This window comes from Sphingomonas sp. Marseille-Q8236 (assembly GCF_965112005.1).
On sequence record NZ_CBCOPO010000001.1, the window covers coordinates 726,860 to 747,500 of the forward strand.

Here is a 20,641-nt window from a genome sequence, read left to right on the forward strand (position 1 = left end):
GTGATCCGCCGCCTCCCCCAAACGGCTGGGTCATGCGCTTCTTCTCGGACAACGCCGCCCGTATCCACCCCAAGGTGATGAAGGCCATCGCCGCGGCGGACCAGATGGACACCGCCTATGACGGCGATCGCTGGTCCCGGGCGCTGGACGAGCGGCTGTCCGAGCTGTTCGGGACCGAGGTGGAAGTGCTGTGGGTGCCCACCGGGACCGCCGCCAACTGCCTGGCGCTGGCCGCGCTCTGCCCGCCTCATGGTGGTGTGGTCTGCCACCGCGACTCGCATATCCAGAATGACGAGGGCGGCGCGCCCGAATTCTACACCCATGGTGCCAAGCTGATGCTGGCCGATGGCGAGGGGGCGAAGATGACCCCCGATACGATCCGGACGGTGATCGACGCCATCGCCAACGACGTGCACCGGGTCCAGCCACACGCCATCTCGATCACCAACGCCACCGAATATGGCCGCGTCTACAACCCCGACGAGGTCGCCGCGATCGGCGCGTTGGCGAAGGAACGGAGCCTCGGCTTCCACATGGACGGCGCGCGCTTCGCCAATGCCGTCGCGCGGCTGGGTTGCACGCCCGCCGCGCTGACCTGGCAGGCGGGGGTCGAGGCCTTGTCCTTCGGCTTCGTCAAGAATGGCGCGATGAGCGCGGAGGCGCTGGTCTTCTTCAAGCCCGGCCTGGCCGACGTCACCCGCCGCCGCCGCAAGCGTGCGGGGTTGTTGATGTCCAAGGGCCGCTATCTGGCGGCGCAGGTGCTGGCGATGGTCGAGGATGACCTGTGGATCGCCAATGGCGCACTCGCCAATGCCTGTGCCGAGCGGCTGGCGGGCGCGGGCGGCGACCGGCTGGTCCACCCGGTCGAGGCGAACGAGCTCTTCCTGCGCGCCACCCCCGAGGAAGCCGCAAGCCTCCGCGCCCAGGGATTCGACTTCTACGACTGGGCGGAGGGGGAAATTCGCCTCGTCACCGCCTGGGACAGCGACGGCCATCAGGTCGCGCGGCTGGCCGATGCGATCGCCGCCCTGGGCACGGTTTCGACATGAGCGAGTTCGACACCGCCCCACGTTCGACCCGCGCCGCGATCCTGATCCCCTTTGCGATCGTCACGCTCATCTGGGGATCGACCTGGCTGGTCATCCGCGACCAGATCACCGTCGTCCCCGCAACCTGGTCGGTCAGCTATCGCTTCCTGATCGGCGGGCTCGCCATGGGGGCCTTTGCCCTGGCACGGCGGGAGAGTTTCCGCCTGGATACCACCGGCTGGCTGTTCGCCGCCGGGATCGGGCTGTTCCAGTTCGTGCTGAACTTCAACTTCGTCTACCGGGCGGAGGCGTACATCACCTCCGGGCTGGTCGCGGTGGTGTTCGCGATGCTGCTGATCCCCAATGCCGGTTTCGCGCGGCTGTTTCTGGGCCAGCGTATGGGGCGGCAATTGCTGATCGGATCGGGGATCGCGATGGCCGGCGCGGCCCTGTTGTTCGTGCATGAGGCGCGGGTCGATCCCGCCGGTCCCACGCGCGCGCTGACCGGCATCGCGCTGACCATCATCGCGATCCTGTCCGCCTCCACCGCCAACGTCATGCAGGCGACCAAGACCGCCAAGCGCTTCCCGATGCACGCGACCTTGAGCGTCGCGATGCTGACGGGCGCGGCGCTGGACGCGATCATCGCCTATAGCCTGAACGGCCCGCCGGTGTTCGAGATGCGGGTCGGCTATGTCGCCGGCATCCTATATCTCGGCCTGTTCGCCTCGGCCCTGGCCTTTCCGCTCTATTACCGGGTGCTGCGCGCGATCGGCCCGGCCAAGGCGGCCTATTCCAGCGTCATCGTGCCGGTGATCGCGATGAGCCTGTCGACGGTGTTCGAGGGCTATCGCTGGTCGTTGCTGGCGGGCGCGGGTGCGGGCGTGACCGCGCTGGGGCTGGTCATCGCGCTCAAGGCCCGCAGGCCCAACCGGTAATCGGGATAGAGCGGGCGCCAGTTCAGCACCCGCTTCGCCTTGCCGTTGGCCACCCGCCGGTTCTCGGCATAGAAACCCCGCGCCGCCGCCGACAGGCTCTCAAGTGGGACCAGCGGCGGCGGCGGCATCCCTGCAAGCGTGGCGGCATAGGAGACGACGGCATCCTGGTCGCAGGGGAAATCGTCGGCCAGGTTATAGGCGCCCGCCGGGCCATCGAACCCGGCGATCACGCCCGATACGATATCGGCGATATGCACCCGGCTGAACACCTGCCCCGCCAGCCCGACACGGTGTGCCCGACCGCCGCGAACCCGGTCGATCGGCGAGCGGCCGGGACCATAGATGCCGGGCAGGCGAAACACCCGCGCGCCCAGCGCCTGCCAGTCCGCATCCGCCACCGCCCGCGCCGCGCGGCGGCCCGAGCCGATCGGCGCGGTTTCGTCCACCCACGCGCCGCCGGTGTCGCCATACACGCCGGTCGAGGACAGATAGCCGATCCAGGCGTCCGATTTCACGAGGTGCGCGCCGTAAGCGACCAGCACCGGATCATGCTCGCCCTCGGGTGGGACGGAGGACAGGATATGCGTGGCGGCGGCGATCTGCGCCTCGACGCGTTCCCGGTCGTCGAAGCGGAGCGTGCCGCCGCGCCCGTCGCGGGTGGTGCCCGAAACGGACCAGCCGCGCCCTTCCAGCAAAGCCGCCAGATGACCGGCAGCATAGCCCATGCCGAAGACGAATAGCTTGCTCACCCTACCTCCGTTCGCACTGATCGAAGTCGAAGTGCATGCCCCGGACGGGCCACCTGGCCAAGGTCATCCCTTAGCCTTGGCCTTCGACTTTGCTCCGGCTGAACGGATGGGGGGCGGCTTGGCTGCGGTGGCACGCATCACTTCGCCGCCATCAGCCCCTTATAGAGCGTGCCGAAATAATCGCCCTTGTTCCACACCGGCCGCTCGGGCGCATCGGCGATTTCGCGGGCGATGGCATAGTTCACGCTGACGAAGCGCGGCCCCTGGCTCCAGTCGATGCCCTGGTCCACCTCGTCGCCGGGGCGGTGATAGCGGTGGCTCATGAAATCCTCGACCGCCGCCTTGCCCGGCCCCTTCTGGCCCGGCCACAGGAAGACCGAGGGGATGCCCTTCTGCACGAAGCGGAAATGGTCGGAGCGGACGAAAATCCCCTCCTCCGGCATCGGATCGGGCGAGACGGGCAGGCCCATCGCCCCCACCGCCTTGCGCACGATCGGGCCCAGCGTCGATCGGTCGGCGCCGAACACCACCATATCCTCGAACTTATAGGTCAGGATCGGCATGTCGAGATTGACGTCGGCGACGATCGACTTGAGCGGCACGGTCGGATGGTTGGCGAAATAGTCCGAGCCGACCAGCCCCTTTTCCTCCGCCGTCACCGCCAGGAACATCACGGTCCGCTTGGGCGGGGTGGCGGCGGTCTTGAACCGCTTGGCCTCCTCGATCAGGCTGGCGATGCCGATGGCGTTGTCGAGCGCGCCATTGTTGATCCGGTCGCCATCGCCGCCTTCATTGGTGCCGATATGGTCGAGATGCGCCGACAGCACGACCACCTCGTCCTTCAGCCTGGGATCGCTGCCGGGGATCAGGCCAATGACGTTGCCGCTGTCCATCGGCTTGAAGCTGGTCTTCGAGGCGACCGTCAACTGGCCCTTGGGCATCAACGGCTTATAGGCGGGCTTGGGGTTCGCGGCGGCCTTGACTACGGCACCCCATCCCTGGCCGAACAGCTTGGCCGCCCCGGCCTGCGACAGGGTGCCGAGCACCGGCGTCGAAGGCGTCATCGCATGGGCGGTGCCGTCCGGATTCGCCCAGGTCACGCGCGGCGCATTGTAATAGCGGGCGAGCGCGGCGAAGGGCCGCTGTCGCCCACCCGCGCGCGGCATGTCGATCTGGACCGCGCCGACCGCGCCACGCGCGGCGGCAAGCGACGCCTTGTTCCCCGCCGATCCGAAAAAGGCGCGCTCCTCGCCGCCGAACCCCTCGGGCGTGCCGGGGACGAAGGCGACGATCTTGCCGCGCACATCGACGCCCTTGTAATCGCTCAGGCCATATTGCGGCGCGTCGATGCCATAGCCGACGAAGACGACCGGCGCGGACAGGCTGGTTTCCTTGGCATCGGGCACGGGCGAGGGCACGAAATCCTCCCCGAACACCAATTCCCGCGCCTGGCCGCCCGCCGGGATCCACATCGCGCTGCCCTGGTCGGCGACATTATAGGCGACCAGCGGCACCTTCTGCAGATAGCCGCCGTCATCGCCGCCGGGGCGAAGGCCCGCGGCATAGAATTGCGCGGCGACATATTGTGCGGCGATGTCGTAATCGCGCGTTCCGGCCTCCCGGCCCGCCATCGCGTCGGAGGCGAGGAACATCACATGCGCCTTCATCGCGGCCTGATCCTCGGGAAGCGCGGCGGTGACGATGGCATTGCGCTCGGCCGGGCTGCGTGGGCTGGCCGCCTGTGCGGGCGCAGCGCCGGCGGCCTGATGAGCCAGGTGATCATGGTCATGCGCGAAGGCGGCGGTGGACAGGAGAAACAGCGGCAGCAGAGCCGTCGAACGCGACATGCAGGACCTTTCGGGGGAGAGGGTGTGGCATAGGCGTATCACGCCCCCTCCCGCGATCAACCCCGCCCGTGAGACTGAATTCCGGTTTTTCCCGCCGCGCAGGTGGTCGGACGGGCCCACCAGGGCTATATTCCGGCCATGGACATTCAGCGCAGCGCCGCCCAGCCCAATATAACCCCCGCCGCTATCCGGCGAGAGGATTATACGCCGCCGGCCTGGGCGGTGCCGCAGGTCGCGCTCGACTTCCGGCTCGACCCCGCCGAGACGCGGGTCCGCGCCGCGCTGACGGTCGAGCGGGGCGGGGCACATGACGAGCCGCTGCGCCTCGACGGTGCGGGCCAGACGCCGTTGTCGGTCATGGTCGATGGCGTGGTGGTCGACGACTGGCGGATCGACGGCGAGCAACTGGTCGTGCCGCTGTCCGGCGACGCGCATGTCGTCGAGACCGAGGTGACGATCGCTCCCGAAAGCAACACGCAGTTGATGGGCCTCTATGCCTCGGGCGGCAATCTGTGCACCCAGTGCGAGGCGGAGGGGTTTCGCCGCATCACCTTCTTTCCCGACCGGCCCGATGTCCTGAGCGTCTACCGGGTGCGGATGACCGCCGACCGGGGGCGCTATCCGGTGCTGCTCGCCAATGGCGATCCGGTGGCAAAGGGCGAGAATGACGACGGCACCCATTGGGCGGAGTGGCACGATCCCTTCCCCAAGCCCTCCTATCTCTTCGCGCTGGTGGCGGGCGATCTGGCGGTCAACGCCGCGACCTTCACCACGATGAGCGGGCGCGAGGTACAGCTCGGCATCTGGGTGCGCGCCGCCGATCTGGCGAAGACCGATCATGCGCTCCACGCCCTGAAGCTGTCCATGGCGTGGGACGAGCGCGTCTATGGCCGCGAATATGACCTGGACGTGTTCAACATCGTCGCGGTCGACGATTTCAACTTCGGCGCGATGGAAAATAAGGGGCTGAATATCTTCAACAGCCGCTACATCCTGGCCGATCCCGACACCGCGACCGATTACGACTATGACGCGATCGCCGCCGTCGTCGCGCATGAATATTTCCACAACTGGTCGGGCAACCGGATCACCTGCCGCGACTGGTTCCAGTTGAGCCTCAAGGAAGGCTTCACCGTCTACCGCGACCAGAGTTTCTCCGCCGATCAGGGATCGGCCGCGGTCAAGCGGATCGAGGATGTGCGCGGGCTGCGCGCCAGCCAGTTCCCCGAGGATTCCGGCCCGCTCGCGCATCCGGTTCGCCCGGAAAGCTATATCGAGATCAGCAATTTCTACACGGCGACCATCTATAACAAGGGTGCCGAGCTGATCCGCATGATGGCGACGATCCTGGGCCCGACGAAGTTTCGCGCCGCCACCGACCTGTATTTCAGCCGCTTCGACGGCACCGCCGCCACCTGCGAGGATTTCGTCGCCTGTATGGAGGAAGCGGGCGGCGTCGACCTGACCCAGTTCCGCCTCTGGTACAGCCAGGCGGGCACGCCGCGCGTGTCGGCGGGCTTGCACCATGAAGCCGGTGGCGGCCGCGCCGAATTGCGACTGGCGCAGCACGTCCCCGCCACACCGGGACAGAATGTGAAGCAGCCGATGCTGCTGCCGCTCAAGGTCCGGCTGTTCGGCGCGGAGACGGGACGCCCGCTGACCGACGAGCAGCTGATCCTGCTCGATCAGGTGGCCGAGACGATCGTGTTCGAGGCCATCACCGAGCGCCCCGTCCTGTCGATCAATCGCGGCTTTTCCGCGCCGGTGGTGATCGAAAGCGACCGGACGGCGGCGGATCTGGCCTTTCTGTCGGCGCATGACGACGATCCCTTCGCCCGGTACGAGGCGATGCAGCAGTTGATGCTCGACACGCTGGTCGCGGGCACGATCGACGGCACGGTCCAGGCCGATGCGGTGATCGACGCGGTCGCGCGCACACTGGAATCGGAAGGGCTGGAGCCCGCCTTCCTAGCCGAAGCCGTATTGCTGCCCTCGGAGAATTTCATCGGCGATCAGCTGGTGACGGTCGATCCCGACGCGATCCACGCCGCGCGCGAGGAACTGCGCCAGCGGCTGGGCCATGCGCTGGAGCCGGTGTGGCGGCGGCTCTATGCCGAAATGGCGCAGGGCCCCTATGCCTATTCGCCCGATGCCAAGGGTCGGCGACGCCTGCGCAACGTCGCGCTGGGTTATATCGCGGCCAGCGGCGCGCCCGATGCGGCGGCGCTCGCCTTTGCGCAGTTCGAGGCGGCGGACAATATGACCGACCGTCAGGCGGCGCTGACCACGCTGGTCAATTCCGACGCACCCGAGCGGGAGGTGGCGCTGGCGCGCTTTCACGACCGCTATGCCGACAATCCGCTGGTTCTCGACAAATGGTTCCAGACCCAGGCCTTATCCTCGCGCAGCGACACCGGGGCGATGGTCACGAAGCTGGCCGAGCATCCCGACTTCACCCTCGCCAATCCCAACCGGGCCCGCGCGCTGATCGGCGCATTCGGGATGAACCAGCGTGCGCTCAATGCCGCCGATGGCTCTGGTTATCGCTTCCTGGCGGATCAGTTGATCGCGCTCGACCGGTTGAACCCGCAGACGGCGGCCAAGCTGTTGCCGCCGCTCGGTCGCTGGCGGCGGTTCGACACCAAGCGCTCGCAGTTGATGTGTGCGGAGTTGATCCGGATCGTCGGCACGCCGGGCCTGTCCAAGGACCTGTTCGAGCAGGCGTCGAAGAGCATCGAATGATCCTCCCCGGCGCGGGAAGGGGGTGACCACCTACAGAGTGGTCACCCTGAACTTACACGGAAGGATCAGTTCGCCTTGGGCGTTTGGAATCCTTCCATCACCATCCAGCGGTAGAAGGCGTCGAACCAGCCGGTGCTGGTGGTCTTCTTCGGATACATGCCGAAGCCATGACCGCCCTGGCCATAGAGGTGGAACTCGACCGGCTTCTTCGCCGCCATCCAGCCATCGATCAGGCCGAAGCCCTTGCCCGCGAACAGCGGATCGTCGGCGGCGATCGCGGCGAACATTGGTGGCGCGTCGGCAGGAACCGTCATCGGCTGGAGCGGGCCATAAATGTCGCCGATAAAGGCGGGCTTGGCCTGTCCGTCGAGCACGGTCGCGACGGTCAGCATCGCACCCGCCGAGAAGCCAACCATGCCGATCCGGTTGGGATCGACCTTCCACTCGCCCGCCCGCTGGCGGACCAATGCGAAGGCGGCGCGCGAGTCGGCGATCTGGGGTGCCAGCCCCTTCAGCGCCTCCTCCGGGCTGGGGCGCGTGGTGGGACGCGCCACGGCGGAGAACATCGCCGTCATCGACTTTTCGAACTCGCCCATGTCGGCGGGCGTCTGGTTCAACCGGTATTTGAGGACGAAGGCCGCGATCCCGCGATCGGCCAAGGCCTTGGCCACGTCCCAGCCCTCATTCTGCATCGACAGGGTACGAAAGCCGCCGCCGGGCGCGACGATCACGGCGGTGCCGGTCGCCTTGGCGGGATCGGGGAGGAAGGGGGTCAGCGTCGCCTGCGTCACGTTGCGGGCGAAGACGCTGTCATACTGGCTGTGCCAGCTTTCCTTGTTCTTCGCACCGGGCAGCGGACCGGTGTTCAGCGGAATGGCATTGGGCTGCGCAGGAATGGCGATCGGCGCCATCTTGTCGCTCTGCGCGATGGCGGGTGCCGCCACCGAGAGCGTTAGCAAGGCGGCCAGCGCATGGCGGGCCAAGCGATTGGATTTCATAACCCCTCCTATTCTCCGTGGGTTATGCCCTACGGTCGAGGCGGGATGGTACGCGTCGGGGCACAAGGCGCAAGGGAAATGTTAAGGCTAACAGAGGCTGACATATAGCCTTCGACTTCGCTCAGGTTGAACGGAGCAAAGCCGAAGGCCAAGCGAATCTCCTAGAACAACCGCCCGCCATTGGGCACGGCCAGGTCCGGCGCGATCAGCACCACCTGCCCCTCCGCATCGGGGAAACCCAGGGTCAGAACCTCGGACATCATCGGCCCGATCTGGCGCGGCGGGAAGTTGACCACCGCCGCCACCTGCCGCCCCACCAGTGTCTCGGGGGTATAATGCCGGGTGATCTGTGCCGAGGACCGCTTGACGCCGATCACCGCCCCGAAATCGATGGTCAGCTTGATCGCGGGCTTGCGCGCCTCCGGGAAGGGCTCGGCGGCGATGACGGTGCCGACGCGGATGTCGATTGCCAGGAAATCCTCGATGCCGATCCGCCCGGCGGGCGCGGCGTCAGAAGTCGACATTGTCATAATGCGATGGCGGCGCGACCATCTCCATCCGCTCGGACAGAAGCGGGCGGAAGGAGGGACGGCTCTTCAGCCCGCGATACCAGCGCGCGGTCTGTTCGTGTCCCTTCCAGTCGATGCCGCCCAGATAATCGGCGACCGAAATCTGCGCCGCCGCCGCCAGATCGGCGAGGCTCATCGTCGCACCGCCCAGCCAGTTGCGATGATCGAGCAGATAATCGGTGTAGTCGAGATGCCCGACCGCCGCCTTCATCGCCTCGCGCAGGCCCTTGGCATCGGGGCTGCCGACGCGTGCGACCCGCTTGACCATGCGCTCGTGGAGCAAGGGGCCGGTCACGTCCTGATAGAAATGCGTGTCGAACCACGTCACCAGCCGCCGGATCTCGGCGCGGTTGACCGCGGTGCCGTTGATCATCGCCGACTTTTCGACCGTCTCCTCGAAATATTCGGAGATCGCCATCGAGTCGACCAGCAGGACGCCGCGCTCTTCATCGACCATCACCGGGGTCTGGCCGGCGGGGTTCATGTCGAGGAACTCGTCGCGACGCTGCCACGGCGACTCCCGGACCAACTCATATCCGACGCCCTTTTCCCCGAGCAGCAGCCGGACCTTGCGCGAAAAGGGACAGAGCGGGAATTGAAAGAGTTGCCACATGCCGCCCATCTAAGCGGCGTGCCCCCCTCGCGCCAACCCCGGCAATGATGTTTTAACGCCTTCGCGCGACGGGGCGGCGCAACCGCCGCCAGCCGAGCACCACGCCGCTGATCGACAGCACCAGTCCGGCGATCGACCATAGCCACATCCACAGGTCCCAGACCGGGCGTCGCGCGGTCAGCCAGGGCCAGTCCCAGGTGTGGAGAAAGGAATAGATCCAGCGATAGGCCCGCCGCATCCGATCCTGTCGCCGGACCAGCGCACCGCTCATCGGGTCGACATAGAGCCAGGTCCGCGCGGCATCGTCGAAGCGCAGCCGGATCAGCGGCAGACGCGCGGCATCGGTCCAGTAGAAATCGGGTTCGATCAGGGTCTCGGTCCGCACGACATGCCCGGCCGGGACCAACAGCGCCGCCGCCCCGACCGGATCGGCAGGACGCGCCGGTGCTAGGCTTGCCTGTTCCAGCCAGCGTGGATGCGGGGAGGCACGATCGATCGCGATCCGGCGGAGCCCGGCATCGCCGCTCCATTCGACGCTTCGCGCACCTTGGGCGATCTGCCGCAACCGGCCCAGCGCTCGGGGTGAGCCCGCCTGTCCCGCATAGGCGCGCATCGCTGCCTCGGGTGCGACGCCTCCGGCAAAGCCATGCCACGGATCGACCGACAACCATCCGCTGACGATCCAGGTCGTCAGCATCACGCCCCCCAGCAGGCCGCTGACATGATGCCAGACCATCCAGCCATGATAGGGCGTCACCCGCCCGCCGCGATAACGCCGCCGCCCGATCCGCATCCGCAAGATGCCGATCCACATTCCGGTCAGCGCCACTGCGATGCACGGGCCGGACAGCCACATGACGACCTGCCGCCATGCCTGATTGTCCCGGCGCAGCACCGTCGGGTAGATCCAGTGCGGTACCGATCCCAGCCAGTTCCAGAAGCGCTGCCCCCGGGTCGTTCGCTGCACCGGCTGGCCGGTCAGGTCGGAGATATAGATCTGGGTCCCGGCGACATCGGCCAACGTCGCCTTCCACAAGGGCCGATGCCGGTCGAATCCACCCGCGACGGTCCATTGGTCGCGGGTAACCCGCTCGACATGCTCGACCGATGCCCGTCCGAAGCGAGCCGCCACGCGGGCGGCCAGCGGGGCATCGACCGCACCGGGGGCGATGCCCGTCGCCGCCGACAGGATGCGGGTGTCGCCCTCCCCGTCCTCGATCCGCCAGACCGGCGCGCCGTCGCGCATCTCCAGCGTGATCCGCCGGGCTTCGGTCCCGGCGGGCGGATGGACGACCCGGCTCCAGTCGATCGGCTCCGCCCCCGCCCAGGCATCCGCCGGGGGCAGCGCGGGATAGGGCACGTAGATCATCACCAGCCCGCTTGCGAACCACATCGCGAAGAACAGGCAGGCGACGATCCCCGCCCAGCGATGGGTGAGGAAGGCCAGCCGCACGGCCGCCCTTCCCCAGGATCGATCAGAACGCGGCACGAAGGCCGATGTCCAGCGAGCGCGGACGCCCCAATATCCATTGCTGGTCGCCATAGGCGGTGATCGCATAGGCCTTGTCGAACAGGTTGTAGACTCGGACATCGACCGCCATTTGCGGAGTCAGCGCATAGGACAGGGTGGCATCCACCGTCGCATAGCCGGGAATGCGAAAGGCATTGCCATTGTCCGAGAAGCGCCGCCCGACATAGCGCAGGCCACCGCGGGCCTGGACCCGCGTCGTGGCGTCCCAGCGCAGCCAGAGATTGGCAAGCGCCTCGGGCACATTGGGCGGCGTCCGCCCGCCATAGTCGGTCCCGCCCGAACGGAAATCGTCGAACCGCGCGTCCAGCAGCGTGCCATTGGCATCGATCCCGAACCCCTGCGGCAGGTCGAGCGTCACCGCCGCCTCCACGCCTTGCGCGGATCGCTGCCCGACCTGTTCGACCGGGCTCGACAGAGTGCGCTGCGCCAGCAGTCCGGTCTTCACGATGCGATAGGCCGCCAGCGCCGCGGTGCCGCGCCCGTTCAGGAACAGCCATTTGGCTCCGGCCTCGATCTGGTTGCCGCGCGCATTGCTGAACGCCACCTGCCCCGTCGACACGGTGGTCAGCGTGCCCAGCGGATCGACGCCCGTGGCATATTGGCCGTAGAGCGACAGGGTCGGCATGGGCTGATAGACGACGCCCGCCCGCCAGGTGGCGTTGCGGAAGGTCTTTTCGAAGGCGAAGCTGTCGGTCCGCACGCCCCCCGGATAGGCGATTGCCCAGCGCCTCACCTGATTTTCCTCGTAGCGGAAGCCGCCGACCACCGACCAGTGGCGGCCCAGCGTCACCCGATCCTCGGCAAATATTGCCAGCGCCGCCGTGCGGGTCCGGTAACGGGGCGCGATCCCCTGCGTATCCAGGAAACGGCCCGGATCGAAGGCAAAGGGATCGACCGCGTCGACCTGCCCGTCCGACCCGAAGTCATTCTCATGGGTGAAGCGGACCAGATTGGCCTCCCCGCCGATCACCAGCGCATTGGCGATGCCGGGGGCCAGCCCGGCGCGCCACGTCACACTCGCCTGATCGCCCCATTGGGTCTGGTCGTGGCGAATGCCGTAATTGCTGCTCCGCCGGATCGTGCCCGGCATGCCCGTCGAACCGTCCGCGCACCGGCCGTTTGCGGAGACCCAGCAATATTCCTCCAGGTTGCGCCAGAATCGATCGCTGGTCAGATAATAGGCGATGTTGGACAGGCTGACATTCGCACTCGGCGTCCAGTCGATCCGGACCGAGGCACGGTCATCGCGAAACCGCATCCGACTGTCACCGACATTATAGTTGCGGTCGCGTATCCGCAGATCGAGTTTCCCGTCGATCAGCGGCGTGCCGAAATAGCCGATCGGCCGCTGGTCGCCATGATCGCCGCGCACCGTCACCGCGAAGACCGGCGATGGCGTCCATTTCAACGTCCCCGACAGCGCGACGCCGTCCGAATGCCCCCGATCGACATAGCCGTCCGATCGGCGATAGCTGGCATCGACGCGGTAGCCCAAGCTATCGCCCAGCGGCCCGCCAATCCCGGCGCTTGCGCGAAAACTGTCCTGCGCGCCATATCCGATCTCGGCCTGGCCATGGGTTCGGGCGGTCGGCCCCCGCATCACGACATTGACCGCGCCGCCCAGCGCGCCCTGCCCGTACAGGACCGACGCGGGGCCGCTGAGTATATCGATCCGCTCGACCATCCAGGGATCGGTCGGAAAGGTGATCGTCCCCGCCGCCGGGAACAGCCGCACCCCATCGATCAGTTGCAGCACCGATCCCTGGCCCGAAAAGCCCCGGGCCGACAGCGCGGTGCCGCCATTGCCGGGATTGGCGACGCTGGCGATGCCCGGTGCGCGCGCCTCCGCCTCGACGATCGACAGGTCGCCCCGCGCGCGGATCGTCTCGCCGTCCAGCGACACGATGCTCGCGGGCGTTTCCAGCGGGGTCAGGCCCAGCCGGCTGGCCGTGGCATTGGGTGTGTCCAACGCCTGTTTCTCGCGCGTGCCGACGACCAAGACGGTGGCATCCGCCCCCTGCCCCTCGGCCCCCGGCCTCTCTGCCCGTTGCGCGCTGGCTTCCCCGGCCCCGAGCAGAAGCGCGGCACCACTCCACAGGCTCCATTGCGCCCATGCGAATCCGTTACGATATATCATTCTATAGTCCATAGCGTCCTGTCGCGAACAAGCCGAGGCCTTCCGTTGCGTTTCCGAACGGCCGGATGCCATGCGTACCGGACGCTATTCCGCACTCGCCATGGCAAACCATTGCGCCTCCGCCACCATTGGCGTCGCTCGTCGGAAAGGACCTTAGCCTCGGCCATCCCCTGGACCAGGCATGAGCGACCTGACGCCGGCAGGTCTCCTGGCTCACGGGTCATCGCGAATGGCGCGCCTTCCCAGGTTGCCCCAGTGGCTGGCCCGGTCTTCACCGGTCCGTTGCGCCTCCGCTCACCGCTTACAGTTGCAGGGACAGCCTCGGATTCGGGCGTCGCCGCCCTCACCGCGTTCCCTTTTAATCCCCCTTGTCGGGGGAACCGGCGCGATCATTGCCGGAACATTCCGGCGTCGCATCGGTAGGCGCGACGCCATCACGTCGTCAAGCGGGATGAGCGAGCGGGCGAACCGCGCTATGGCGGCGTCATGGCACGCAAGACCCGCTATCTGACCGCGACGATGCCCGATGGCTATGTGAAAACGATCGGCCCCACCTCCGCCCCCTTCACCCATTATTGGCGGATCGTCGCCGATCTGGGTGGCGGACGCACCGAAGTCTTCTGGGGCCATGCCAAGTCGCGGAAGGACGCGCAGGCCAACGACGCCGCCATGGCCGAGGCGATGCGCCAGCGCGGCTGGGTCGGCTATGCTTTTGACGTGGTCGAACTGGTCGAATCCACCGAGCCGCCCGAGGGCATGTCTCCGACCGGGAAGAGAAGGCGCAGGGGTCGCTAGAACCAGGCCGTTCAGGATCATGATGTTTTTGTCATGATTTCGCTTTACCCCGATGCCCACCCCCTCTATTGCGACTGCATATCAATAGAAGATGGGGAACGACATGCTGACTGGTTCGGCATTGAAGACGCTTGCGCTGGCTTTGTCGGGGGTGGCGGCACCGGCGCTTGCCGAAGTGGGACCGCCGGTCATGGCGGATCGCACCGTGCCGTCGGCCGAGCGTGACGACCTCGACCAGACCGGCAACGACATCGTGGTGCTGGGCAAAAGCTATGGCCGAGAGGTGGGCAAGACCGTCACCCCGCTCAAGGACATTCCCAACACCGTCACGGTGATCGAGCGCGACCAGATCGAGGCGCAGAATCTCTTCACGCTGGAGGACGCGCTGACCGCGACCAACGGGATCACCGTCAACGGCGTGGGCAGCGAGGACCCGTCCTATTTCTCGCGCGGGTTCGCGATCAACAATTACCTGATCGATGGCGTACCCACCTTCGCGCTGGCTTTCCCCGCCGTGGTGCCGGACCTGTTCTTCTATGACCGAGTCGAAGTGCTGCGCGGCCCCGCCGGGCTGTTCAGCGGGGCGGGCAATCCGGCGGGCAGCATCAACCTGGTGCGCAAGCGCCCGCTCGACACAGCGCGGGTGCAGGCGGTGGCGGGACTGGGCAGCTTCGACAATGTCCGGCTGGAGTTGGACGCCTCGCTCCCCGCCAGCGATCGGTTGGGCTTCCGCTTCGGGGTGATGGGCCAGGATCAGGATCAGTTCTTCGACACCGCGCACCGCAACCGCGTTGCCGCCTATGCGACGGGGTCGCTCAAGATCGGCGAGCGGACCACCCTGACCGTCGGCGGCCATTACGACCGCTTCCGCCCCGCGATCCAGTCGGGCCTGCCCGGCTATGTGGGCGGCAGCGACGGCAGCGACGGACGGCTGCTGTCGGTCGATCGCTCCACCTATCTGGGCGCCGACTGGAATCGTTTCGAATCCAAGACGTGGAGCGGGTTCGCCGAACTGGCGCACCGGGTCAGCGACCGCTGGACGCTGCGCGCGACCGGGCTCTACACCGATGTCGATCGCATCGACATCTACAGCTATATCGGCAGCCAGCCGGTGACCGCCGCCAATCGCGGCGTCACCAACCAGATCGCCTATCGCGGCGATAGCAAGCAAAGCACCCGTGCCTTCGATTTCAACGCGATCGGCAGCTTTCCGCTGTTCGGGCGCGACCAGACGCTGATCCTGGGTTGGGATTATCAGGCCAGTTCGGGCACGTCCTATTATAGCCGCCTGTCGAACTTCGCGACGATCGACGTCTTCAATCCCGTCTCGCCGCCCGAGCCGCCGCTCAATCCCTATGGCCCTTCGGCTCCCTATCGCGTGCCGGGCACCAACCGCCTGGTGACTCAGGTTTACGGCGCCAGCGGGACCGATGTGGAGCAATATGGCATTTACGGCCAGATGCGGCTGAGCCCGGTCGCGGGGCTGACGCTGACCGGCGGCGGGCGCGTGACATGGTGGGATACCACGATCCGCACCCTGCTGCTCGCATCGGGCAGCATCCCCGCGCCGACCCGCTATGGCTTTAACGGCCGCTTCACCCCCTATGCGGGCGCAGTGTGGGATGTGACCGGGGACTGGAACGTCTATGCCAGCTATGCGGACAGCTTCAGCCCGGTCAATTCGGGCGGGCGCCAGCGCCCCGACGGACGCCCGATCGAACCGCTGGTAGGCGACCAATATGAGGCGGGGACCAAGCTGGCGCTGATGGACAAGCGGCTGTTGCTGTCGGCGGCCGCCTATCAGATCACGCAGCGGAACCGGACGATCAACGATCCCGACAATGTCCTGATCGTCTATCAGCTTGGCAAGGTTCGCGCACGCGGGATCGAGGCCGAAGCCTCTGGCGAGATCGTGCCGGGCTGGCGGATCAATGGCGGCTACAGCCTGACCCGGACCAAATATCTGTCGGACATCAACCCGGTGGTCGAAGGGCTGACGCTGACCCCGATCATCCCGAAGCATATGGTCAAGCTGTTCACCAACTATAAGCCGCAGGGCGGGGCGTTGCAGGGGGCGAGCCTGGGCGGTGGGGTGACCTGGTTCAGCTCCACCTTCGGCGGCGCGGCGGCGACCCGCAATGCGCAAGGGACGTTCGTCCCCTCCACCATCGTGCGGCAAGGCGCCTATGCCGTGGTGGACTTGCGCGCCGGCTATGATGTCAGCGAGCGGCTGGGCCTGTCGGTCAACGTCAACAATGTGTTCGACAAGACCTATTACGCCCGTATCAACTCGACCGCACGCGGCAATTATTATGGCAGCCCGCGCACGATATACGCGACGCTGCGCTATACCTATTGAGGGAGAGTTACGGGGTGGCGGGGGCGGCCCCACCCCGCCCCCGGTTCAGATAGCGGCGGATCGGCCGATCCCAGAACCGATGGGCGATCATGGCGAAGGCGATCGTGAAGAGATAGAGCGAGACCGCGACGATCGCCGTCATGCCGCTGCTCCCCCGATCGCTCACCACCCAGTTCATATAGACATACACGAACGGATAATGGGTGATGTAAAGGGGATAGGACAGCCGCCCGGCCGCCCGACATAGTGACTGCGTCACCCCGCCTCCGCCCGAATGCCGCCCCAGCATCAGGATCGCGGGGAACAGGATCAGGACGCAGGCCGCCTGATAGACGCCGTTCCACTTGATGCCCCCGGACTCCGGCAGGACCGGCGCGGCGAAGACCGCCAGCAGGATCAGGCTCAATCCGCCAAAGCCCAGCCGGACGCGCGGCAGGCGGTCGCTCAACCGATAGAGCAACAGCCCCGCCAGAAACGGATAGGCCAGCCGGACCGGCGCCCCCCAGAAATTGTCCAGCCCCCAGCCGGTGTCGTAGGAGCCGAGCGTCAGCGCCGTCGTCGCGGACACCAGCGCCGCGAGCATGGTCAGTCCGGCCAGCCAGCGCAACGCCAGCCGCCGCAGGATCAGGGCATAGGCCAGGTTGGCGATATATTCCTGCAACAGCGTCCAGGCGGGCGCATTGAGCGGATGGCTGTCCCCCAGGCGATTGGGCAGCGGCCATGACGGCAAGGCGAACAGTCCCGCCAGAAAGGCAAGCGCGACCAGCATCCCCGGCGCCCGCTGGCGATCGCCGGAAAAGGGGTCGAACATATAGCTGACCAGCCCCAGCACGACCCCCAGCACGACCAGCGGATGCAGCCGGATCAACCGCCGCGCGACGAAGTCCCGCACCGTCATACGCCCCCATCGATCGTCATAGGCATAGCCGATGACGAAGCCCGACAGCGCGAAGAAGAAGTCCACCGCCAGATAGGCATGGGGCAGCAGCAACCTGTTCGCCTCGAACAGGACGGTGATGCCCTGGATATGGAATGCGACGACCAACAAGGCGGCGGTGCCGCGCAGACCGTCCAGCACCTCGAAATGCGGCTTGGCCCGGGGCGTGCTTTCGGCCGGCGGAGCGGCATGCAGGGCGGCCGGATGGCTCATGTTCGCGCGGGCCTTGCCGGATTGCCCATCACGGTCGTCCCTGGCGCCACGTCGCGGGTCACGACACTGCCCGCGCCGATAATGGCATCGTCACCGATCGTGACACCGGGCAGGATCAACGCCCCTCCGCCGATCCAGACATTGGCGCCGATGCGGATCGGGCGGCCATATTCCCAGCCCTCGGCACGCAAAGCCGGATCGCGGGGATGATCGGCGGTCAGGATCTGGACGCCGGGGCCGATCTGCGTCCCCTCGCCGATCTCGACGCGCGTCACGTCGAGGATGACACATCCGAAATTCAGGAAAACCCGCTCCGCCAGATGGATGTTATAACCATAGTCGCAATGGAATGGCGGCCGCACCACTACGGCCGCCCCCACTTGCCCCAGCCCCTCGACCAGCAAGCCATGACGCTCGTCCGGGCTCGCCATGATCGAACCATTATACCGGCTCATCCAAGACGATGCGCGCGCCGCATCCGCGATCAGTTCGGGATCGTCGGCGCGATAGAGTTCGCCCGCCAGCATGTTTCGCTTGTGGCTCATCCCGCTCAACTCAGATCGTGCAGATCTTTGCCCAGCGGCGCCGAGATCCGCAGATCGGAAAAGCGTACCTCCAGTCCCTCGCGCTCCGGGGTGCACGCCATCGGCCCGACCTGATAGGCGGCGGCGACCGGAAAGGGGGCCAGCCGAACCAGAGGCCAATTCTTGCCATCCGCCGAAACCTGCAACCGCAACACGCCCTTGGCGACCGTCGCGCGCATCCAGAAATCGCTGGCATCGCCCGCATAGGGGCCGGTCGCCCAGTCCGAACGACCATCGGTCAACACGCTGCTCAGCATTGCGCGGCCATCGGACAATTCGATCCCCGCCTTGACCCAGCGGCGCTCATCGACCCGGACCATGATCCCGGCCTGATCGTACAGCTTTTCATATCGCCCGCGAATCCGCAGTTGCGCCGTAAAGGCGTCGCCGGTCGGAAAGCCCAGGAAATGGCCGCTGTCGCGGGTGAAACCATAATGGGTCTCGCGCCAGAAATCGGTGCTGTGATCGGTTACCAGGGTCAGCGCGCCATTCGGCTCGACGTGCCATGACCGGGAAGCGTTCAACCACCGTCCGTCCGAACGTCCCAAGGCGCTGACCGTCGTTCCGGTCGCCTGTACGGCCCCGGCAACTGACGGCATGCCCATCACAACCGCGCTGCCCAAGATCACACGGCGCGAAATATGCGCTTCCTGCATGGCCCTCACCTTCTTTTGCGATAGAGCAGGTCTAGATCCCTGCCTCCGGTCGGGGGCATGTGTACAAATGTACACATCATATGCAATGGAGTTTTTGCGTGGCGGGAGGACGATCGAGACAGAACGACCCCGACCGGCGACAGCGTATCGTCACCGCGACGCTGGACGTGCTGGCCGAGCAGGGCGTGTCGGGCACCACCCACCGCCGGATCGCGGCGGTTGCGGGTGTGCCGCTGGGTTCGGTCACCTATTATTTCGCCACGCTCGAAGAGTTGTTGATGGCGGCGTTCACCCAATTGGCGGAGGAGAGCTCGAACGCCTTTCGCGCCCGGCTGGCACAGGCGGAAGACGTGGCTGGCGCCCGTGACGCCATTATCGACATCATCGCCGGTTCGGTCTGGGCGGAACCCCGCACGCTTTTGCTCAGCTACGAACTCTACGCCTTTGCCGCCCGCCATCCGTCGGTATCCAGCGTGATGCAGGGATGGATGAACAACAGCCGCGCCGCGCTCGAGCGTTTCTTCGATCCCCTCACCAGCCGCGCGCTTGACGCACTGGTGGAAGGGATCGGCATCCACAACTCGATCGATCCCCAGCCCCTGGACCGTCAGGCAATTGCCGCGATCGTGCACCGCATTGCGGGCGCAGAATCCCAAGCGGGATAGAAGGCGCGTTTCCGGCTTCCCAGCCGCGCCCCGCTCCCAGATGATCCGTATTGAAGCCGGGTTGTTGCTATTTTGCCTGACGGAGGCCGTGACGTGTCGCCAGCGCCTAAGCCCTAAACGCGGACGCCGCCCGTGGGGGCGGCGTATCGAGTTCAAAGGCGTTGGTTGCGGGGGCAGGATTTGAACCTGCGGCCTTCAGGTTATGAGCCTGACGAGCTACCGGGCTGCTCCACCCCGCGACACTGGGTATAGGGGCAAGGACGAGTGAATGGGTTTTTGTATTCGCGGGCTGTAATGCCTGGCGACGCCCTACTCTTCCACTGCTTGAGCAGTAGTACCATTGGCGCAGTCGGGTTTCACGGCCGAGTTCGGGATGGGATCGGGTGGGACACCGACGCTATGGCCACCAGGCAATAGAGTCCGCGAATAACAATCCCCATCAAGTGGTACTTGATGGGGGCCCCGAGGGGAGGAGACCTCGCTTCGGGGGATTGGGTATAAAATCGATGCACCTGGCTTGGTAATGACCGCACCCTGCCATCTAGCCCAGGGCTGATGGTGGGGGTGTGGAGCTCTCAAGCGCGAATAGGACAATTAGTATCGGTTAGCTCCATGCGTTACCGCACTTCCACATCCGATCTATCAAGGTCGTGGTCTTCGACCGTCCTGAGAAATCTTATCTTGAGGGAGGCTTCCCGCTTAGATGCTTTCAGCGGTTATCCCGTCCGTACATAGCTACCCTGCTGCGCCGTTGGCACGACGACAGGTACACCAGAGGTACGTTCAACCCGGTCCTCTCGTACTAGGGTCAACTCCTCTCAAATTTCGACGCCCACGGCAGATAGGGACCAAACTGTCTCGCGACGTTCTGAACCCAGCTCACGTACCACTTTAATTGGCGAACAGCCAAACCCTTGGGACCTGCTCCAGCCCCAGGATGTGATGAGCCGACATCGAGGTGCCAAACAACCCCGTCGATATGAGCTCTTGGGGGTTATCAGCCTGTTATCCCCGGCGTACCTTTTATCCGTTGAGCGATGGCCCTTCCACGAGGGACCACCGGATCACTATGACCGACTTTCGTCTCTGCTCGACTTGTCAGTCTCGCAGTCAGGCTGGCTTATGCCATTGCACTCTAACAGCCGGTTTCCAACCGGCCTGAGCCAACCTTCGCGCGCCTCCGTTACTCTTTAGGAGGCGACCGCCCCAGTCAAACTACCCGCCACAGAGGGTCCCTGTACCGGTTTCACGGTACGAGGTTAGACATTAAACAACAACAG

The 20,641-nt window shown here is 66.0% G+C and carries 16 protein-coding genes, 1 tRNA gene, 2 rRNA genes and 1 riboswitch (1 of these 20 only partly in view); of the genes, 6 read left to right on the plus strand and 13 right to left on the minus strand.

What is annotated here, in order from left to right; genetic code table 11:
* The first annotated feature begins 32 nt into the window (after positions 1 to 32).
* Positions 33 to 1,049 carry a threonine aldolase family protein gene (locus ACWPWT_RS03350; protein WP_454278565.1) on the plus strand — a complete coding sequence of 339 codons (1,017 nt, stop codon included), beginning with the start codon at positions 33 to 35 and terminating at the stop codon, positions 1,047 to 1,049.
* Positions 1,046 to 1,966 (plus strand): DMT family transporter, encoded by a 921-nt coding sequence (locus ACWPWT_RS03355; protein WP_454278566.1) that lies wholly within the window; start codon positions 1,046 to 1,048, stop codon positions 1,964 to 1,966. The genes ACWPWT_RS03350 and ACWPWT_RS03355 overlap by 4 nt, the downstream gene beginning before the upstream one ends.
* Here ACWPWT_RS03355 and ACWPWT_RS03360 read toward each other — a convergent pair.
* Both ACWPWT_RS03360 and ACWPWT_RS03365 read right to left on the minus strand, forming a co-directional pair.
* Positions 1,876 to 2,715 (minus strand): NAD(P)-dependent oxidoreductase, encoded by an 840-nt coding sequence (locus ACWPWT_RS03360; RefSeq protein ID WP_454278567.1) that lies wholly within the window; start codon positions 2,713 to 2,715, stop codon positions 1,876 to 1,878. The genes ACWPWT_RS03355 and ACWPWT_RS03360 overlap by 91 nt on opposite strands.
* 137 nt (positions 2,716 to 2,852) lie before the next feature.
* Positions 2,853 to 4,562, minus strand: a complete 1,710-nt coding sequence (locus ACWPWT_RS03365; protein ID WP_454278568.1) for a M28 family peptidase — start codon at positions 4,560 to 4,562, stop codon at positions 2,853 to 2,855.
* A gap of 138 nt (positions 4,563 to 4,700) precedes the next feature.
* Here ACWPWT_RS03365 and pepN point away from each other — a divergent pair, with 138 nt between their 5' ends.
* On the plus strand, positions 4,701 to 7,304 hold the full coding sequence (gene pepN / locus ACWPWT_RS03370; RefSeq protein ID WP_454278570.1) for an aminopeptidase N: 2,604 nt from the start codon (positions 4,701 to 4,703) through the stop codon (positions 7,302 to 7,304).
* Between the two features lie 65 nt (positions 7,305 to 7,369).
* Here pepN and ACWPWT_RS03375 read toward each other — a convergent pair whose 3' ends face one another.
* The 5 genes from ACWPWT_RS03375 to ACWPWT_RS03395 form a co-directional block, all read right to left on the minus strand.
* Positions 7,370 to 8,302, minus strand: coding sequence for an alpha/beta hydrolase (locus ACWPWT_RS03375; RefSeq protein WP_261271237.1), 933 nt, complete (start codon positions 8,300 to 8,302; stop codon positions 7,370 to 7,372).
* 161 nt (positions 8,303 to 8,463) lie between these two features.
* On the minus strand, positions 8,464 to 8,826 hold the full coding sequence (locus ACWPWT_RS03380; protein WP_454278572.1) for a tRNA-binding protein: 363 nt from the start codon (positions 8,824 to 8,826) through the stop codon (positions 8,464 to 8,466).
* Entirely contained in the window at positions 8,813 to 9,484 is a 672-nt protein-coding gene (locus tag ACWPWT_RS03385) for a glutathione S-transferase family protein (RefSeq protein ID WP_261271235.1), read from the minus strand. The genes ACWPWT_RS03380 and ACWPWT_RS03385 overlap by 14 nt, the downstream gene beginning before the upstream one ends.
* Before the next feature lie 52 nt (positions 9,485 to 9,536).
* Positions 9,537 to 11,027 carry a PepSY domain-containing protein gene (locus ACWPWT_RS03390; protein ID WP_454278574.1) on the minus strand — a complete coding sequence of 497 codons (1,491 nt, stop codon included), beginning with the start codon at positions 11,025 to 11,027 and terminating at the stop codon, positions 9,537 to 9,539.
* Positions 10,960 to 13,152 carry a TonB-dependent receptor gene (locus ACWPWT_RS03395; protein WP_454278575.1) on the minus strand — a complete coding sequence of 731 codons (2,193 nt, stop codon included), beginning with the start codon at positions 13,150 to 13,152 and terminating at the stop codon, positions 10,960 to 10,962. The genes ACWPWT_RS03390 and ACWPWT_RS03395 overlap by 68 nt, the downstream gene beginning before the upstream one ends.
* Before the next feature lie 181 nt (positions 13,153 to 13,333).
* A riboswitch (cobalamin riboswitch) is annotated at positions 13,334 to 13,552 on the minus strand.
* Positions 13,553 to 13,638: 86 nt separating this feature from the next.
* Here ACWPWT_RS03395 and ACWPWT_RS03400 point away from each other — a divergent pair.
* Together ACWPWT_RS03400 and ACWPWT_RS03405 are read left to right on the plus strand one after the other, a co-directional pair.
* Positions 13,639 to 13,947 carry a hypothetical protein gene (locus ACWPWT_RS03400; protein WP_454278576.1) on the plus strand — a complete coding sequence of 103 codons (309 nt, stop codon included), beginning with the start codon at positions 13,639 to 13,641 and terminating at the stop codon, positions 13,945 to 13,947.
* Positions 13,948 to 14,050: 103 nt separating this feature from the next.
* On the plus strand, positions 14,051 to 16,306 hold the full coding sequence (locus tag ACWPWT_RS03405; RefSeq protein WP_454278577.1) for a TonB-dependent siderophore receptor: 2,256 nt from the start codon (positions 14,051 to 14,053) through the stop codon (positions 16,304 to 16,306).
* Positions 16,307 to 16,313: 7 nt separating this feature from the next.
* Here ACWPWT_RS03405 and ACWPWT_RS03410 read toward each other — a convergent pair whose 3' ends face one another.
* Genes ACWPWT_RS03410 through ACWPWT_RS03420 form a run of 3 tightly spaced genes read right to left on the minus strand, consistent with a single transcriptional unit; the run spans position 16,314 to position 18,696 of the window.
* Complete coding sequence (locus ACWPWT_RS03410; RefSeq protein ID WP_454278578.1) at positions 16,314 to 17,456, minus strand: acyltransferase family protein; 1,143 nt, start codon at positions 17,454 to 17,456, stop codon at positions 16,314 to 16,316.
* Positions 17,453 to 18,001 carry a sugar O-acetyltransferase gene (locus ACWPWT_RS03415; protein WP_454278579.1) on the minus strand — a complete coding sequence of 183 codons (549 nt, stop codon included), beginning with the start codon at positions 17,999 to 18,001 and terminating at the stop codon, positions 17,453 to 17,455. Before ACWPWT_RS03415 ends, ACWPWT_RS03410 begins: the two co-directional genes overlap by 4 nt.
* Before the next feature lie 5 nt (positions 18,002 to 18,006).
* Positions 18,007 to 18,696, minus strand: coding sequence for a DUF1349 domain-containing protein (locus ACWPWT_RS03420; RefSeq protein ID WP_454278580.1), 690 nt, complete (start codon positions 18,694 to 18,696; stop codon positions 18,007 to 18,009).
* A 98-nt stretch (positions 18,697 to 18,794) separates the two neighbouring features.
* Between ACWPWT_RS03420 and ACWPWT_RS03425 the strand changes: the two genes are divergently transcribed.
* Positions 18,795 to 19,361 carry a TetR/AcrR family transcriptional regulator gene (locus ACWPWT_RS03425; RefSeq protein WP_261271227.1) on the plus strand — a complete coding sequence of 189 codons (567 nt, stop codon included), beginning with the start codon at positions 18,795 to 18,797 and terminating at the stop codon, positions 19,359 to 19,361.
* Positions 19,362 to 19,523: 162 nt separating this feature from the next.
* Here the strand turns inward: ACWPWT_RS03425 and ACWPWT_RS03430 are convergent.
* From ACWPWT_RS03430 to ACWPWT_RS03440, 3 genes are all read right to left on the minus strand, one after another.
* A tRNA-Met gene (locus ACWPWT_RS03430) sits at positions 19,524 to 19,600 on the minus strand.
* Positions 19,601 to 19,657: 57 nt separating this feature from the next.
* Positions 19,658 to 19,772: ribosomal RNA gene (gene rrf, locus ACWPWT_RS03435) — 5S ribosomal RNA — on the minus strand.
* 163 nt (positions 19,773 to 19,935) lie between these two features.
* A 23S ribosomal RNA gene (locus ACWPWT_RS03440) occupies positions 19,936 to 20,641 on the minus strand; it runs 2,085 nt beyond the window's last position.

Excerpts from the sequence above, each read along its gene's own strand:
- ACWPWT_RS03395 (WP_454278575.1), bottom strand. The coding sequence starts at position 13,152 with ATGATATATCGTAACGGATTCGCATGGGCGCAATGGAGCCTGTGGAGT.
- ACWPWT_RS03385 (WP_261271235.1), bottom strand. The coding sequence starts at position 9,484 with ATGTGGCAACTCTTTCAATTCCCGCTCTGTCCCTTTTCGCGCAAGGTC.
- pepN (WP_454278570.1), top strand. The coding sequence starts at position 4,701 with ATGGACATTCAGCGCAGCGCCGCCCAGCCCAATATAACCCCCGCCGCT.
- ACWPWT_RS03390 (WP_454278574.1), bottom strand. The coding sequence starts at position 11,027 with ATGGCGACCAGCAATGGATATTGGGGCGTCCGCGCTCGCTGGACATCG.
- ACWPWT_RS03355 (WP_454278566.1), top strand. The coding sequence starts at position 1,046 with ATGAGCGAGTTCGACACCGCCCCACGTTCGACCCGCGCCGCGATCCTG.
- ACWPWT_RS03405 (WP_454278577.1), top strand. The coding sequence starts at position 14,051 with ATGCTGACTGGTTCGGCATTGAAGACGCTTGCGCTGGCTTTGTCGGGG.
- ACWPWT_RS03410 (WP_454278578.1), bottom strand. The coding sequence starts at position 17,456 with ATGAGCCATCCGGCCGCCCTGCATGCCGCTCCGCCGGCCGAAAGCACG.
- ACWPWT_RS03350 (WP_454278565.1), top strand. The coding sequence starts at position 33 with ATGCGCTTCTTCTCGGACAACGCCGCCCGTATCCACCCCAAGGTGATG.
- ACWPWT_RS03365 (WP_454278568.1), bottom strand. The coding sequence starts at position 4,562 with ATGTCGCGTTCGACGGCTCTGCTGCCGCTGTTTCTCCTGTCCACCGCC.
- ACWPWT_RS03415 (WP_454278579.1), bottom strand. The coding sequence starts at position 18,001 with ATGAGCCACAAGCGAAACATGCTGGCGGGCGAACTCTATCGCGCCGAC.
- ACWPWT_RS03400 (WP_454278576.1), top strand. The coding sequence starts at position 13,639 with ATGGCACGCAAGACCCGCTATCTGACCGCGACGATGCCCGATGGCTAT.
- ACWPWT_RS03375 (WP_261271237.1), bottom strand. The coding sequence starts at position 8,302 with ATGAAATCCAATCGCTTGGCCCGCCATGCGCTGGCCGCCTTGCTAACG.
- ACWPWT_RS03380 (WP_454278572.1), bottom strand. The coding sequence starts at position 8,826 with ATGTCGACTTCTGACGCCGCGCCCGCCGGGCGGATCGGCATCGAGGAT.
- ACWPWT_RS03420 (WP_454278580.1), bottom strand. The coding sequence starts at position 18,696 with ATGCAGGAAGCGCATATTTCGCGCCGTGTGATCTTGGGCAGCGCGGTT.